15 protein-coding genes and 1 tRNA gene are annotated in these 14,301 nt (G+C 68.1%); 11 read left to right on the forward strand and 5 right to left on the reverse strand.

Annotated features, from left to right (window positions below; genetic code table 11):
* Positions 1 to 107: 107 nt before the first annotated feature.
* Together Afe05nite_RS18800 and Afe05nite_RS18805 are read left to right on the forward strand one after the other, a co-directional pair.
* Positions 108 to 638, forward strand: coding sequence for a peptidylprolyl isomerase (locus Afe05nite_RS18800; protein ID WP_203818434.1), 531 nt, complete (start codon positions 108 to 110; stop codon positions 636 to 638).
* A gap of 15 nt (positions 639 to 653) precedes the next feature.
* Positions 654 to 1,565 (forward strand): rhomboid family intramembrane serine protease, encoded by a 912-nt coding sequence (locus tag Afe05nite_RS18805; RefSeq protein WP_203818435.1) that lies wholly within the window; start codon positions 654 to 656, stop codon positions 1,563 to 1,565.
* Between the two features lie 18 nt (positions 1,566 to 1,583).
* On the opposite strand, the gene Afe05nite_RS18810 is transcribed toward Afe05nite_RS18805, so the two are convergent.
* Complete coding sequence (locus tag Afe05nite_RS18810; protein ID WP_203818436.1) at positions 1,584 to 2,024, reverse strand: PH domain-containing protein; 441 nt, start codon at positions 2,022 to 2,024, stop codon at positions 1,584 to 1,586.
* Between the two features lie 71 nt (positions 2,025 to 2,095).
* On the opposite strand from Afe05nite_RS18810, the gene Afe05nite_RS18815 reads away from it, so the two are divergent.
* Positions 2,096 to 2,533, forward strand: a complete 438-nt coding sequence (locus Afe05nite_RS18815; RefSeq protein ID WP_203818437.1) for a hypothetical protein — start codon at positions 2,096 to 2,098, stop codon at positions 2,531 to 2,533.
* Between the two features lie 18 nt (positions 2,534 to 2,551).
* Here the strand turns inward: Afe05nite_RS18815 and Afe05nite_RS18820 are convergent, their stop codons facing one another.
* The 3 genes from Afe05nite_RS18820 to Afe05nite_RS18830 form a co-directional block, all read right to left on the reverse strand.
* Complete coding sequence (locus tag Afe05nite_RS18820) at positions 2,552 to 3,715, reverse strand: cellulose binding domain-containing protein (RefSeq protein WP_203818438.1); 1,164 nt, start codon at positions 3,713 to 3,715, stop codon at positions 2,552 to 2,554.
* Between the two features lie 87 nt (positions 3,716 to 3,802).
* Complete coding sequence (locus Afe05nite_RS18825; protein ID WP_203818439.1) at positions 3,803 to 4,672, reverse strand: transketolase family protein; 870 nt, start codon at positions 4,670 to 4,672, stop codon at positions 3,803 to 3,805.
* 6 nt (positions 4,673 to 4,678) lie between these two features.
* A complete protein-coding gene (locus Afe05nite_RS18830; RefSeq protein WP_203818440.1) occupies positions 4,679 to 5,356 on the reverse strand; it encodes a thiamine pyrophosphate-binding protein in 678 nt (225 codons plus the stop codon).
* Between the two features lie 46 nt (positions 5,357 to 5,402).
* Here Afe05nite_RS18830 and soxR point away from each other — a divergent pair, with 46 nt between their 5' ends.
* The 5 genes from soxR to Afe05nite_RS18855 all read left to right on the forward strand — a co-directional run bounded on the left by soxR (position 5,403) and on the right by Afe05nite_RS18855 (position 9,305).
* On the forward strand, positions 5,403 to 5,915 hold the full coding sequence (gene soxR / locus Afe05nite_RS18835; protein WP_239117961.1) for a redox-sensitive transcriptional activator SoxR: 513 nt from the start codon (positions 5,403 to 5,405) through the stop codon (positions 5,913 to 5,915).
* Positions 5,916 to 5,924: 9 nt separating this feature from the next.
* Positions 5,925 to 7,832, forward strand: coding sequence for an NHL repeat-containing protein (locus Afe05nite_RS18840; RefSeq protein WP_203818441.1), 1,908 nt, complete (start codon positions 5,925 to 5,927; stop codon positions 7,830 to 7,832).
* Between the two features lie 360 nt (positions 7,833 to 8,192).
* Entirely contained in the window at positions 8,193 to 8,504 is a 312-nt protein-coding gene (locus Afe05nite_RS18845; protein WP_203818442.1) for an ArsR/SmtB family transcription factor, read from the forward strand.
* Positions 8,501 to 8,914, forward strand: a complete 414-nt coding sequence (locus Afe05nite_RS18850; protein ID WP_203818443.1) for an SRPBCC family protein — start codon at positions 8,501 to 8,503, stop codon at positions 8,912 to 8,914. The genes Afe05nite_RS18845 and Afe05nite_RS18850 overlap by 4 nt, the downstream gene beginning before the upstream one ends.
* The gene (locus tag Afe05nite_RS18855) at positions 8,901 to 9,305 is read left to right on the forward strand and encodes a hypothetical protein (RefSeq protein WP_203818444.1); all 405 of its coding nucleotides are present in this window, start codon (positions 8,901 to 8,903) and stop codon (positions 9,303 to 9,305) included. Before Afe05nite_RS18850 ends, Afe05nite_RS18855 begins: the two co-directional genes overlap by 14 nt.
* A gap of 84 nt (positions 9,306 to 9,389) precedes the next feature.
* Here Afe05nite_RS18855 and Afe05nite_RS18860 read toward each other — a convergent pair.
* Positions 9,390 to 9,474 (reverse strand) — tRNA-Ser (locus Afe05nite_RS18860).
* A gap of 233 nt (positions 9,475 to 9,707) precedes the next feature.
* Here Afe05nite_RS18860 and Afe05nite_RS18865 point away from each other — a divergent pair.
* The 3 genes from Afe05nite_RS18865 to Afe05nite_RS18875 all read left to right on the forward strand — a co-directional run bounded on the left by Afe05nite_RS18865 (position 9,708) and on the right by Afe05nite_RS18875 (position 14,026).
* Positions 9,708 to 11,567, forward strand: a complete 1,860-nt coding sequence (locus Afe05nite_RS18865; RefSeq protein WP_203818445.1) for a ricin-type beta-trefoil lectin domain protein — start codon at positions 9,708 to 9,710, stop codon at positions 11,565 to 11,567.
* Positions 11,564 to 12,973: a ricin-type beta-trefoil lectin domain protein gene (locus Afe05nite_RS18870; RefSeq protein WP_203818446.1), complete on the forward strand. Its 1,410-nt coding sequence runs from the start codon at positions 11,564 to 11,566 to the stop codon at positions 12,971 to 12,973. The genes Afe05nite_RS18865 and Afe05nite_RS18870 overlap by 4 nt, the downstream gene beginning before the upstream one ends.
* 90 nt (positions 12,974 to 13,063) lie before the next feature.
* Positions 13,064 to 14,026, forward strand: coding sequence for an NAD(P)H-quinone oxidoreductase (locus tag Afe05nite_RS18875; RefSeq protein ID WP_203818447.1), 963 nt, complete (start codon positions 13,064 to 13,066; stop codon positions 14,024 to 14,026).
* The last annotated feature ends 275 nt before the right edge of the window (positions 14,027 to 14,301 follow it).

Here is a 14,301-nt window from a genome sequence, read left to right on the forward strand (position 1 = left end):
GGCGCTGCCGGATCTGACACATGGGGGAGGATCCGAATTGCCAAAGAACTGTCCCATAGCCCCTTAGAGGTACCCGAGGGACGACCGCGACAACGACAGGAGTACCCGTGGCCGAGACGCTTTACGCCACCCTGCACACCAACCATGGCTCGATCCGGCTCCAGCTGTTCCCGGACCACGCCCCGGCGACCGTGCGCAACTTCGTGGAGCTCGCGGAGGGCAACAAGGAATACGTCGACCCGCGCACCGGCCAGGCGGGCTCCGGCCCGTACTACGACGGCACGATCTCGCACCGGGTCATCGCCGGCTTCATGATCCAGCTGGGCGACCCGACCGGCACCGGTCGCGGTGGCCCCGGCTTCAAGTTCGCCGACGAGTTCCACCCGGGGCTGCAGTTCGACCGCCCCTACCTGCTGGCCATGGCGAACGCGGGCCCCGGCACCAACGGCTCGCAGTTCTTCATCACGGTCGCGCCGACCCCGCACCTGAACCGCCGGCACACGATCTTCGGTCAGGTCGCCGACGAGGCGTCGGCCAAGGTCGTCGACTCGATCGCGGCCACCAAGACCGGCCCGGGCGACCGGCCGGTCGAGGACGTCGTCATCGAGCGCGTGGAAATCGAGCGCGTGCAGGACTGACGTACCTTTGTACGCATGAGTGAGGCTCCCTCGACGGCACCGGTCTGCTATCGACATCCGTCCCGGGAGACCTACCTCCGGTGCACTCGTTGTGACCGGCCGATCTGCCCCGACTGCATGGTCGAGGCCTCGGTCGGTCACCAGTGCCCCGAGTGCGTGTCCGAGGGTCGCAAGACCCAGCGGGAGGCCCGGTCGGCGTTCGGCGGCAGCCAGGCCGGCCTGGCCGGTTATGCGACCCGCACCCTGATCGGCATCAACGTCGCCGTCATGGTGTTGTCGGCGATCGTCGGTGGGGCCAAGGCCGTCGCCGGTTCCGGTGGCTGGTTCGGTCTGCTCGGCTCGTCGACGGCGGTCACCAAGTGGGGCGAGGTGCTCGGTTACGCGCCCTACACCCTCGGCGGCGAGGTACACGGTGTCGCGGCCGGCGAGTGGTGGCGGCTCGGCACCGCCATGTTCCTGCACTACGGCGTGCTCCACCTGCTGCTCAACATGATGTTGCTCTGGCAGCTGGGCCGCTATCTCGAGGCTCAGCTGGGCCCGATCCGGTTCACCGCGCTCTACCTTCTGGCGGGTTTCGGCGGCAATGTCGCGGCCTACGTCTTCACCCCGCAGAACCAGCCCGCCGCCGGCGCCTCGACCGCGGTCTTCGGCCTGGTCGCGGCGATGTTCGTGGTCAACCGCCGGCTCAAGCTCGACGTGACCGCGCTGATCCCGCTGCTGGTGGTCAACCTGCTCTTCACGTTCACCATCTCGAACATCTCGGTCGCCGGCCACCTCGGCGGACTGGTCGCCGGCGCCATCGTGGCCGCCGTGCTGGCCTACGCCCCGCCGGCCCGGCGCACCGTCGTGCAGACGGTCGGGTGCTCCGCGTTCTTCCTGATCCTGCTGGCCGCCTCGGTGGTGCGCACCGTCGCACTCCTGGCCTAGCCGCTCAGGCCGGGCCGCTCAGGCCGGACCGACCTGGTTCTCGTCCAGCGACACCGCAGTGGCCCGCAGGTCGGACAGGGTGGCGGCGACTTCTTCGGGCTGGGCGCCCAGGTCGTTGGTGCTGAAGAGGTAGATCGCGTCGCCGGCGTCCAGCTCGAGCATCTCGGTGCGCAGACCACGGTGGGTGCGCCGATCCACCCGTACCCGCTCGATCGCTGTCCAGGGCAGGTGCCGACGGCCGGCGAATCCGGTGACCACCGTCACCCCCGACGGGTCCGCCGCCAGGCGGATCGGCGCGAGCAGATCCCGCAGCGCCCACAGGAAGACGCCGGCCGCCGCGACCCCGGCGATCCCCCACCGGATCGGGTCGGCGCCGGCGAACGCGGCCGCCAGCACCATTATCGCGACCGCGCCCATCAGTTTGGTTACCGGCAGAACCGGCTTGATCCGCCACTGCATGCGACCACTATTCCAGCTATCCATCGGGTGACGGCCGATGCCGAACGGCGCAAACACCCGTTGAACGCCATATGGACGTGTTTTCCAGTACGTTCCTTCCCGCCGCCGCCGAAGCCGGTGTGGCCATTCCGGCCGTCAGCCGACACATCCCGATCTTTCGTCGCTGCGTCGATCCGGACGACGCGACTGTGCTGGTCAGCCGATGTTCTCGGCCGGAGGCGCCGATGGGCGGCGAATTCCTGATGTTGCTGACCCGCCGGCGCCTCGTGGTGATTCAGGAAACGAAGGTGCTCCATCGGTTGCGACTGCATCTGAATGCCAATTTGCGGCATTTGAGCAACGTCTCCTGGAATCTTGACGCCTCCCATTCGGCCGTCGAGATGGCCGCGACGGCGGTGGACGGGGTGCGCGAGCGATTCCGGTTGAAGCTCGCCGAGCCGGACGTGGTGTGGCACTTCGACGCCCTCCTGCAGAACGTCTTCCGCCCGGCCCGCGCGATCGCCGCCTGACTCGATCCCGCCCGCCGATCAGCCGGCGACGCAGGCGACCCCGTTCAGGGTGGCCGCGGTGGGCGGCGTCCGGTCGGTCCTGATTCGTCCCTCGATGACGGCGGTGACGCTGCCGCCGGACGGAAGGGCCCGGGCCTGTGCTGGACCGTTCAGCACGACCAGCGACCCGTCCTGGGAGAACTGCGCCCCTCGGACCGACGTGATCCGCTGATCGCCGCCGAATCGGAACGCGAGCCACCAGAAGTCGAGGCTCAACCAGCCGGGGTTGGTGATGGTCACCTGGGCGGTGAACATCCCTCGCCGCTCACTCAGATATCTGAACCCGAAACCACACGGCTGGACCGGCGCTGCGGGCGGCCAGACGATCTCACTCCGGAAAGACAGATTGCCCGCGGCGTCCCGCGCGCGGACGACCCACCCGCCGCTCGGGACCGTGCCGGTGTCGAACGGCAGCATGACCGACGTACCGGCGGTCCTGGCGACGAGCGTCGAGGGGACCGTGTAGTTGCTGATGTGGTAGATGTCGTAGCCGGTAACCGCGACGTTGTCGGTGGCCGGTGCCCAGGTCAGCCGCACCCGGTTGGTGGTGATCCGGTCGATCGCCGGGGCCTTCGGCGGCGCCGGCGGAGTGATGTCGCCGGTCGCCGCGTTGGGCACGATCACGGAGAGGGCCGTCGGGTACGAGCGGAGGCCGTTGACGTCCACGGCGGTGACCGAGAAGAAGTACTCGCCGGTGGGTCGGATGTGGTCGGTGACGGTCACCGTGTCGACCCCGCGCTCCACTCTCGCCGTGCCGAGGTAGGTGTCTTCGTATTCCGAGTACTCGATGATCGTGTGGCTGAGGTCGCAGCAGCCCCGCGGGATGGGATCCCACGCGAGAGTGACGGAGCCCGGTGTGGCGGCTGCGACGCGCAGGCCGGTGATCGGCCCCGGCCGGGCCGGGGCGGGACCCGACGATGACGGGAAGCTGTCGGTCGGCCTCGGGCTGCTGCTGGTGGATGCCGAGGCGCTCGGATTCGGCGGCGGTTGCGTGGTCAGCGGTGCAGCCCCGCTGAGCTGGGCAACGGGGGCGGGTGCCGCGGTGAACGGGGCGGCCCGGACCGGATCGATCGTGGTGGCGACGAGGGCGGTGGCGGCCGTGATGGTGAGGACGAACAGGGTCGCGCGGGCGCGTGAGGACATAATCCGACCATCCGACTGCCATCGGCCGTTGTCAATGCGCCGGTGCGCCAACTTCGCCGGGATGCGGGGCCACGCGCGGCGGCAGACTCACCACATGAACTCGGTGATGCGCGTGCGCAGGCTTGCCGGGTCCAGGCCGTGTGCGCGGGCGTGGTCCGACCACGTTCCATAGCGACGGATCTCGGTCCGGCCGACCCCGAGATGCAGCGCCCGATGAGGTACGTCGCTGAGCGCCTCCGCCACCTGGCGGGCCGACGTGCCGGCCAGGTAGGGCTCGACCATGACGAGTTCGCCTTCACTCAGCAGGCGGAGTCCCTCGGCGTCGAGCGGGCGCGGCGTGTTCGTGTAGGCGACCGTGACGTCCAGGTCGCGGGTCGCCGCCAGCACCGGGTCGAGCATCGGGCCCACCGCGACGATCAGCGGGCCGCCCCGCCGGATCACCTGCAGCCGCCCGGCGTCCGGGTAGGCCTGAGTGTTCTCCTGTTCGCTGAGCCGCACGTAGACCCGGTCGTCGTGCCGGGCGGCGGCCCGCAGCAGCGCAGCGACCTCGTCCCGGTGGCCGGGTACGTGCACGGTCCAGCCGTCGAGGGTGTCCAGCAACTCGACGTCCCCGGGCGACTGATGGGTGTAACCCTCGGCGGCGGCGTCGTAGGACGCGCCGATGCTGACCAGCACCGCACCGACGTCCTGGTGTCCGAGGTCGAGCTTGATCTGCTCGTACGCCCGGTCGATCAGGAACGGGGCGTACGAGTGGACGTACGGTCGCAGCCCGGTCAGCGCGAGCCCGCCGGCCACACCGGTCATCAGCTGTTCGCGGATCCCGACGTTGAGCACGCGGTCGGGATGGCGGCGGGCGGCCGGCGCGAATGCCGAAGCCGAGATGTCGGCAAGCACCACAGCGGTTCGCGGATCCTCGGCCAGCAGTTCGGTGGTGGTGTCGATGAACGCCTCGCGCATCGCGGCTCAACCCTTCGACTCGACGGTGGCCACGACCAGGTTGGGCCGGTCGTAGCGGCGGGACAGGGCGTACTCGATCTGGTCGTGGTCGCGTCCGTCGACGAGGGCGGTGATCCAGCCGGGGAAACGGGCCGCGATGCCGCCGGGCCAGCCGTGCGTCGCCGACCGGTTGTCGATCACGATGGCCGTCATCGGCAGTTGGATGGCCGCGGCGTACGCGATGGCCTCGTGATTTGATCCTTCGTCGAGTTCCGCGTCGCCCAGCAGGACGAAGGTTCGCGTGTCGAGGAATCCCTGGGCGCGCAGGCCGAGGGCGGTGCCGACGGCCAGGCCGAGGCCGTGTCCCAGGGATCCGGTGCCGACCTCGACGCCCGGGACGAGCATCCGGTCCGGGTGGTGGCCGAGCGGGCTGTCCCACCCGCCGAGGTCGTCGAGCCAGTCGGCCGGGAGGAATCCCTTCGCGGCCAGTACGGCGTAGTAGGCGGCCGGCCCGTGGCCTTTGGAGAGCAGGAACCGGTCGCGGTCGGGCGCCTCGGCGGTGGCCGGGGTGATCCGGAGGATCTTGTCGTAGAGCACCCAGAGAACATCAAGCGTCGAGTATGAGCTGGGTGCGTGCTTCTCGTCTCCGGTCAGTCGCCGGATCAGCGGCCGGAGCGGGTCGGCCGGCAGTGCGGTGAGTGTCATGCGGATAGGCTGCAACCTGAAGTTCACTTCAACTCAAGGGCCTCGGATGGAGACGCTCGCCATCGGCGACTTCGCGGCGCGCAGCGGCGTCGCGCCCTCGGCCTTGCGCTACTACGAGCGCGAGGGACTGATCAGTTCCACCCGCACCACCGGCAACCAGCGGCGATATCAGCGCTCGGAGCTGCGGCGGGTGGCCTTCATCAAGATCGCGCAACAGGTCGGGGTGTCCCTTGAGGAGATCCGCGACGCGCTTGCCGAGCTCCCGGAGGGTCGCAACCCGACCAAGGCGGACTGGGCCCGGCTGTCGGCGCGCTGGCGCGGCAAGCTGGAGGAGCGGATCGTGCTGATGGAGCGACTGCGCGACCAGCTCACCGGGTGCATCGGCTGCGGGTGTCTCTCCCTGCAGCGGTGCAACCTGATCAACCCGGCCGATCGGCTGGCGGCGCGCGGCCCCGGCGCCCAGATGATCGTGAATCCGCCCGACCAGAACACCGACGTCGGAACGGTCACGCCTCGTCGTGACCGTTCGGATGATCAAATCGGGCGCATCCGGCCCTAAGCTTCCGGGGTGTTGAAGTGGACCCCTCGTGTTCTCCTGGCCGCGACCGTCGCCCTCGGCGGAGCGGCTGCGCTCCCCGCCGCCTCGGCCTCCGCCGACCCGGCGCCCATCGCGTGGACTCTGCCGCTCGAGATGGCCAACCAGATTGTCGTCGACGCGACGCACCACCACGTGATCATCGGCGACGAGCATGACGGAAAGCTCCTCGTCACCGACTACGAGGCCAACCCGGTGCGCCTGCTCGACGTGCCGTCCCAGGGCGGGATGCTGCTCACCGGCGATCGTCTCTATCTGAGCGAGCCGGCCTCGTCCGCGATCGTCGCCTACGACACCGCGACGATGACGCGGGTGGCGTCCTATCCGCTCGGGACCGACGTGCGGGCCGGGCGGCTGGTCACGGTCGGCGACAAGATCTGGTTCGCGTACGGGTGGGGCCGGCTCGGCTCGCTCGACCCGGCGACCTCCTCGGTCGAGCTGTTCCCCGAGCTCGACGGCAACTGGACCGCGATCCGTGACCTCGAAGCCGTCGGCGAGCACGTCGTCATCACCGGTGTCGGGATTCAATACGGTCGCATCGCGATCCTCGACGCCTCCACCGGGAAACCCGCGGTGACGGCCGTTCGCGAGCTGCCCGACGCCACCGCCAACCTCGACGCCGCGCTCACCCGGGACGGCAGCGAGGTGGTTCTGCTTGGCTCCCAGCAGACCGGGGCGGTCCGGCTGCGGGCCACCGACCTGGCCGAGGTCGGTAGCTACGCCGTCGGGCTCTTCCCGAACGGGGTGACGGTCGCCGCCGACGGCACAGTCGTGATCAGCGACGTCAACGCGAGCCCCGACGGTCTCGCCTACTTCGCGCCCGACGGTTCGGTCGAGCGGGTGGCCACCGTCGACAGTGGCTACTACTTCCCGGGGAACCGCATCCGGAGCTTCGCGCTCGTGGCCGGCACCCACACCGCGTACGCGATCACGAGCGGTACGAACGCCAATCACCCGTACGCCATGCAGGTCTTCGATCCGCCGGCGCAGCCGGAGGTCAACGGCTTCCTGTCGGCGCCCAGCCGGGTGCGGCCGGGCCAGCAGTTCACCATCACCGGCAACGTCTACGCCGACCGTTCGCCGGCGGGCCTGCCGATGGAGATCACCCGGCTCGCCGACGGGGCGCGGGTCGGGCCCACCACGGTGCCCGCCGAGAGCTTCGAGTTCACCGACACGGCACCGGCCGCCGGAAGCGTGACCTACCGGCTGCGCGTCGCCGGCTTCGTCACCGAGACAACCGTCACGACAGCAGTGCCGCAGCCGGCGACGCTGACGCTGGACCACAACGGCGCGTACTACAACCAGGGCACGACGGTCACCTTCTCCGCGCACCTGGGCGCCACCGACGTCAACCGCACCGTCGCGATCTACGCCGACCCCGCCGGCACCGACCCCAAGCGGCTGTTGACCAGCAAGGCAGTCGACGCCAAGGGCAACGTGACGGCCGCCCTCAAGCTGTCGCGCAACACCCTGGTCACCGCCACGTTCGCGGGCGACGACTTCACCACCCCGGCGTCCGCCTCCGCGATGGTCTACACCCGGGCGAGCGTGTCGACGGCGGTGTCGAAGAACTACAAGAAGAAGGGCTCCTACTTCGTCTTCCGCAAGAAGGCGAACCCGGTGTTCACGACGACGATGACCGCATACCCCAAGCGCAAGCAGTACCTGGTGGTCGAGTCCTACTCGGGAGGCCGGTGGCGGGCGGTGAAGTCGGGCTATTACGCGTTGTCCAGCGCCGGGAAGTCCACTGTCACGTTCACCAACAGCCGCAAGACCGGCGTGAACTATCGAGTCCGCGCCGGCTACCTGACCGGCCAGTCGGGCGACACCGTCAACGCCACCAACTACAGTCCGTACCTCTACTTCAATTTCACGAAGTAGCGGTACATTTCTGGCGGGACACATGCACCGCCCCGGATCCGACTAACGTGGCTGGCCGTTGATCATCAACGGGGGAGCAGATTCTTGAAGTCTCAGCTACGCCTTCTCGGCATCACCCTCCTGGCCGCCGGCCCGCTGTCCACCGGTTCTTCGCATCGCCGCGAAGTGACCGCCGTCCGCGAAGACCGCCCACCACGGCCCCGGCCCCGCTCGAACCGGCCGCTGGGCGGCCCCGCCTGCCGGTGACCACAAAGCGAAGGCCCCGCCACTCGGCGGGGCCTTCCGCGTAGTCGGCCCGGAAGCCCGGCAACGCGTCGGAAATCATCGACATGTCGGCAATCTCCGACGTATCGTGTGGTGGTGTCCGAAGACGACGTGTTCCTCGCCCTGGCGAACCCGGTTCGCCGCAGACTGCTGCAACTGCTCACCGCCGGGCCTCGGACGGCGGGCGACCTCGCCGACCAGTTCGACCTGAGCCGGTCGGCGGTAGCCGAGCACCTGCGGGTGCTCCGCCAGGCGGCGCTGGTGCACGACGAACCCAGAGGCCGGCACCGGCATTACCGGCTGACCGCGGAGCCGCTCACCCACGTCGGCGACTGGCTCCACCCGTTCGAACGATTCTGGCGTCAGCGACTGCGCTCACTCGCCGATGTCGCCGAGGAGGACCAGTGACCGGAACCATCACCGTCGACCAGTTCGTCGCCGCACCACCGAGCGAAGTCTGGCGCACGCTCACCGACCCCGAACTGCACGCGCGCTGGTGGGTGCCCGGCGACATCGCCGCCACCGTGGGCCACCGCTTCCATCTCCAGATGCCGGGATGGGGAGCCGTGCCCTGCGAAGTCCTCGAAGTCGTCCCCGAAGCGAAGCTGGTCTACACGTTCAACAAGACCTGGACGCTGACCTGGCGTCTGGTTGCGGAGGGCCAAGGTACTCGGCTGTTCTTCGAGCACAGCGGGTTCGACTTCGATCAGAAATCCGAACGCGACGCCTTCAACCGCATGGGACCCGGATGGCGTGACCGAATACTGCCGCAACTGGCACAGGCGGCCACCCAACGGAGTGCTCGTGGACGAGGATGAATTGCTTCGCCGCTATGGCCTTCGACCCTCGACCGACGTACTCGGCGAGATCCGGCGCATCCTCCGAACCGAAGCGGAGCTCATTCAGGATGACCAGGACACCGAGCTGATGAAGCTGGCATGCGTCCAGCTGTTCAACGCCGGCGACCTCAACGACGTCCTGACCATCTGGCAAGCCAAAGAATCGAGCTTCGACGCGCACTGCGCCCTGGACGTCCAGCTGCTCTGCGGCGCGGGCCTCGACGCAACCAAGGCACATCTCGCCGCCGACGGCTCCGAACTCGCCGACGCCGCCCTGGCCTACCTGACCGAGTGCGAAGCCGCCGGCAACTTCCGCCACTTCTCCGTCGACCAGTACGCACGCGGGTGGGCCGACTACTTCCGCGAATAGACGAGTCGCCGGCTTCGAGAACACGAACCCCCGTCGTCCTGCTTCGCGCAGGTCGGCGGGGGTTTCTGCGGTTCACGACGAGTGCGGAGGACGTGGGATTCGAACCCACGATGAGTTTCCCCATACCGGTTTTCAAGACCGGCGCCATCGGCCACTAGGCGAGTCCTCCAAGTGTTGCGCTCCCAGTTTGCCAGACTCGAGCACGTGGCTTGGTGACCCCTCTTAACCGAAACTTATATTAAGACTCTTAACAGGCTTCTGAGCTGCTAAAACGAGCCTTGCGGCAGCGTGCTTGCCGGTTGACAGGGTATCGATCGGGGTGTTTATTGTTCACCTACCTTACTGATCCCCGCCCACGGCCCCCACCTACGGCAAGGGAGTCCCCCGAAGATGTCCATCCCCATGCCCCGAAGAAAGACGCTGATCGTGGCGGCGTCCGCGACTGTGCTCGCGGCGGCGGTCGTGATCACGGCGCCGCAGGCGTTTGCGGCCGGCGAGAGCGTCAACGTCTATCTGACCACCACCAGCGACAGCGGTGGCCGCACCGTCACCCGCGGGCTGCAGCAACAGACCCCCATCTCGTTCGCGAGCAGCAGCGGCGCCGGCAACCAGACGATCAGCGTCAACGAGAACACCACCTACCAGCCGTTCGAGGGCGCCGGTGCGTCGATGACCGACACCGCCGCCTTCGACCTCAAGGGGTCGGGCGCGCTTTCCGCCGCGACTCAGAACGACGTGCTGACCAAGCTGTTCAGCAACTCGAACGGCATCGGCGTCAGCGCGCTGCGCAACGTCATCGGGTCGTCCGACCTGGCGCAGAACAACTTCTCGTACGACCCGACCTGCTGCGACGTGAACGACTTCGCGCTCTCGCGGGACGCCGACGTCATGGCGTTGACGAAGCAGGCGTACGGCTTGAATCCCTCGATGTTCGTGATGGGTTCGCCCTGGACGGCGCCGACGTGGATGAAGGACAACAACGCCTACAGCCAGGGTTATCTGCAGGCGCAGTACTACAAGGCGTACGCGCAGTACTTCGTGAAGTACATCCAGGGCTATCAGGCGCAGGGTGTGCCGATCAAGTACGTCACCGAGCAGAACGAGCCCGGCTGCTGCGCCGGCTACCCCTCGATGCAGTGGGCGGTTTCCGGTCTCCAGTCGTTCGCCAAGAACGATCTGCTGCCGGCGCTCCAGTCGGCGGGCCTGAACACCAAGCTGCTGATCGGCGACTGGAACTTCGACACGTACGACCAATGGGTGGCGCCGCTGGTGGCCGACAGCGCCATCCGGAACCACCCGAACTTCGGCGGTATCGCCTGGCACGACTACGGCGGCAATCCGTCGACCGCGAGCACCGTGCACAACCAGTACCCGTCGGTGAACGCGTACATGACCGAGCACTCGGGTGGCACCTGGGTCGGCAACCAGCACGCCGACGACATGGGCGACCTGATCGACTACTTCCGCAACTGGGGTCGTAGTTGGACGAAGTGGTCGCTCGCCGTCGACGAGTCGATGGGCCCGCACAACGGCGGCTGCGGCACGTGCACCGGTCTGGTGACCGTGCACCGCAACGACGGCCGGCGCGGCCAGGTGGACTACACCGTCGAGTACTACACCATGGGTCACCTCACCAAGTTCGTGAAGCCGGGCGCGGTGCGGATCGACTCGTCGGCCAACTCGACAGTCCCCAACGTCGCGTTCAAGAACAGCGACGGGTCGAAGGCGCTGATCGCCTACAACACGAGCGGCAGCACCCAGTCGGTCAAGGTCAACTGGGGCGGGCAGTCCTTCACGTACTCGCTGCCGACGAAGACGAGCGCCACCTTCACCTGGAGCGGAACGCCGGGATCGGGCGGCGGAACCGGCACCGACAGGACGGGCGCGATCACCGGGCTCGGTGGCAAGTGCCTCGACGTCACCAGCGGTTCGACCACCAACGGCAACCAGCCCCAACTCTGGGACTGCGTCTCGGGAAGCACCAACCAGCAGTGGACGGTCGGCGCGGACGGCTCGGTCAAGGGCCTCGGCAAGTGCCTCGACGTGGCCGGAAACTCCACTTCGGACGGCGCCGCCGTACATCTGTGGGACTGCTTCTCGACGGTCGCGTCGCAGAAGTGGACCGCCTCCGGCGGGACCCTGATCAACACCGTGTCGGGCAAGTGCCTCGACGTCAAGGACAACAACTCCGCAAACGGGGCCAAGCTGCAGATCTGGAGCTGCACCGGCGCCGCCAACCAGAAGTGGCAGGTTCCGGCATGAAGAAGCTTCTCGCAGTTCTCGGCGGGGTGGCGGTGGTCGCCACGATGGGCGTCATCGGCATCACCAACGCGTCGGCCGCCAGCGCCGGCACTCTCGTCAGCGGCCTGAACAGCAAGTGTCTCGACGTGACCGACGGCTCCACCGCGAACGGCAACCTGCCGCAGCTCTGGGACTGCACGGCGGGCAACACCAACCAGGTGTGGACGATCGCCGACAACGGCCAGGTCCAGGCCCGCGGCAAGTGCCTGGACGTGGCGAACAACTCGACCGCGGACGGTGGGACCGTGCACCTCTGGGACTGCTACGACACGGTGGCGACCCAGAAGTGGACCCTCACCAACGGCGCTCTGCTCAACTCCGCGTCGGGCAAGTGCCTGGACGTCAAGGACAAGAACACCGCCAACGGCGCGAAACTGCAGATCTGGTCCTGTACGAACACGTCCAACCAGAAGTGGACCCTCGGCGGGGGCACGACCACGCCGCCGACCACCACGCCTCCCACCAGCACTCCGCCGTCGACCGGTGGACCCGGGATCAAGGCGGTCGCGCCCTACTACTACACCGGGTGGGGCAACCCGCCGAACCTGACCACCGTCACCCAGACCACCGGGGTCAAGTGGTTCACGATGGCGTTCATGCTGAACAGCGGCAACTGCGACCCGAAGTGGGACGGCGGCCGGGCGCTGACCGGCGGGGCCGACCAGGCCGCGATCAACACGATCCGCGCCAACGGGGGTGACGTCGTGATTTCCTTCGGCGGCGCCGCCGGACCGTGGCTCGAGCACACCTGCTCGAGCGCTTCGGCGCTGGCCGGGGCCTACCAGAAGGTCATCAACGCGTACGGGCTGAAGGCCATCGACATCGACATCGAGGGCACTCCGTACAACACCGCGGCCGACCAGCAGAAGACGGTCGACGCGCTGAAGACCATCAAGGCCAACAACCCCGGCATCATCACCTACATCACCCTGGGCAGCGGCACCACCGGGCCGGACTCCTCGCTGATCAACCGAGCCGCCGCGGCCGGTCTGGTGATCGACGGCTGGGGCATCATGACCTTCGACTGGGGCAGCACCGGCAACAACCAGGGCGCCCTGACCATCCAGGCGGCGGACGGGCTGAAGAACCGGCTCAAGTCGGCGTACGGCTGGTCGGACGCGGAGGCCTACAGGCACGTCGGCATCTCGTCGATGAACGGCATCACCGACGAGAAGGCGGTGGTCACCCTCGCCGACATGCAGACCATCACCGCGTACGCGCAGCAGCACACCATCGCCCGCCTGACGTTCTGGTCGCTGAACCGGGACCGGCAGTGCTCGGGCGGATACCCGAATGACGACACGTGCAGTGGCGTGTCGCAGTCGGCCTACCAGTTCACGAAGATCATCGGCGCCTACAAGGGCTGATCCACCCGGGCAGAGGGCTCGCGAGCAGCGGTGGGCGCTGCTCGCGAGCCTTCTTCGTTTCCGGTCGTACGCCTCGGGCAAGCTAGAGCCATGCAAGCGATCGTGATCGAAGACAAACGGCTGGTCCTGCGCGAGGTCGCCGACCCGGTGCCCGGTGACGGCGAGGTGGTCGTCGACGTGACCGCGGCCGGGGTCAACCGGGCCGACGTCTCGCAGCGCCAGGGTTCCTATCCGCCGCCCCCGGGTGCTTCGGAATATCCCGGTCTCGAGTGCGCCGGCGTGATCAGCGCGGTGGGTGCCGGTGTCACCGGTCACCATGTGGGCGAGCGCGTGTCGGCCCTGCTGGCCGGCGGGGGCTATGCCGAGCGGGTGGCGATCCCGGCCGGTCAGCTGCTTCCGGTGCCGACCGGCCTGTCGCTGCAGGAGTCGGCGGCGCTGCCCGAGGTCGCCTGCACGGTCTGGTCGAACGTCGTCGACCGGGATCGCCTTCGCAAGGGTGAGACGCTGCTCGTGCACGGTGGTGGCAGCGGCATCGGGTCGTTCGCGATCCAGCTCGGCAAGGCGCTGGGCGCCACCGTCATCGCCACCGCTCGCGCGAGCAAGCACGACAAGCTGCGGGCGCTCGGCGCCGACCTGGTCATCGACTACACGACAGACGACTTCGTGGCGGCCACAAAGGACTTCACCGATGGCGCCGGGGCCGACGTGGTGCTCGACATCGTCGGCGCGAAATACCTCTCCCGCAACCTCGACCTGCTCGCCGTCAACGGCCGCATCACGGTCATCGGCTTCCAGGGCGGCCGCACCGCCGAGCTCGACCTGGTGCAGCTGATGTCCAAGCGGGGCTCGATCTCGTCCACGTCGTTGCGCGCCCGCCCGACCGCCGACAAGGCCCGCGTCGTCGCCGGTGTGCGACGCGAGGTGTGGCCGCTCGTCGAGGCCGGCGCGATCAAGCCGATCATCCACACCACGATGTCGCTGTCAGCGGCGGCCGCGGCGCACGACCTGATGGAGTCCAGCGACCACCTGGGCAAGATCCTGTTGCTGCCGTGACCGAACGTAACACCTTCGGGCGTATTACGTAGCTTCTACCGCGATATGGGGCTGTTTCGCGGCGCGTCGGCGTCGGCCGAGGTCGGCCGTCGCCGACGTCCGGGGCCGAGCCTCCGCGCTCGCCGGCTCGGCCCGGAACCACCTTTCCGAGTTATTGATTCAGGGCCCCGGGCATGGTCGGGGTGGTCGGCTCGGCTCGTCCTGAAGTCGAGACACGCCCGAGACGTTGGACAATTTAGAAATAGAAGATCACAGATAAACAGCTCAAAAACGAT

This window comes from Paractinoplanes ferrugineus, assembly GCF_016862195.1.
Classification (GTDB): Bacteria; Actinomycetota; Actinomycetes; order Mycobacteriales; family Micromonosporaceae; genus Actinoplanes; species Actinoplanes ferrugineus.

Excerpts from the sequence above, each read along its gene's own strand:
- Afe05nite_RS18805 (WP_203818435.1), top strand. The coding sequence starts at position 654 with ATGAGTGAGGCTCCCTCGACGGCACCGGTCTGCTATCGACATCCGTCC.
- Afe05nite_RS18810 (WP_203818436.1), bottom strand. The coding sequence starts at position 2,024 with ATGCAGTGGCGGATCAAGCCGGTTCTGCCGGTAACCAAACTGATGGGC.
- Afe05nite_RS18815 (WP_203818437.1), top strand. The coding sequence starts at position 2,096 with ATGGACGTGTTTTCCAGTACGTTCCTTCCCGCCGCCGCCGAAGCCGGT.
- Afe05nite_RS18820 (WP_203818438.1), bottom strand. The coding sequence starts at position 3,715 with ATGTCCTCACGCGCCCGCGCGACCCTGTTCGTCCTCACCATCACGGCC.
- Afe05nite_RS18825 (WP_203818439.1), bottom strand. The coding sequence starts at position 4,672 with ATGCGCGAGGCGTTCATCGACACCACCACCGAACTGCTGGCCGAGGAT.
- Afe05nite_RS18830 (WP_203818440.1), bottom strand. The coding sequence starts at position 5,356 with ATGACACTCACCGCACTGCCGGCCGACCCGCTCCGGCCGCTGATCCGG.
- soxR (WP_239117961.1), top strand. The coding sequence starts at position 5,403 with ATGGAGACGCTCGCCATCGGCGACTTCGCGGCGCGCAGCGGCGTCGCG.
- Afe05nite_RS18865 (WP_203818445.1), top strand. The coding sequence starts at position 9,708 with ATGCCCCGAAGAAAGACGCTGATCGTGGCGGCGTCCGCGACTGTGCTC.
- Afe05nite_RS18870 (WP_203818446.1), top strand. The coding sequence starts at position 11,564 with ATGAAGAAGCTTCTCGCAGTTCTCGGCGGGGTGGCGGTGGTCGCCACG.
- Afe05nite_RS18875 (WP_203818447.1), top strand. The coding sequence starts at position 13,064 with ATGCAAGCGATCGTGATCGAAGACAAACGGCTGGTCCTGCGCGAGGTC.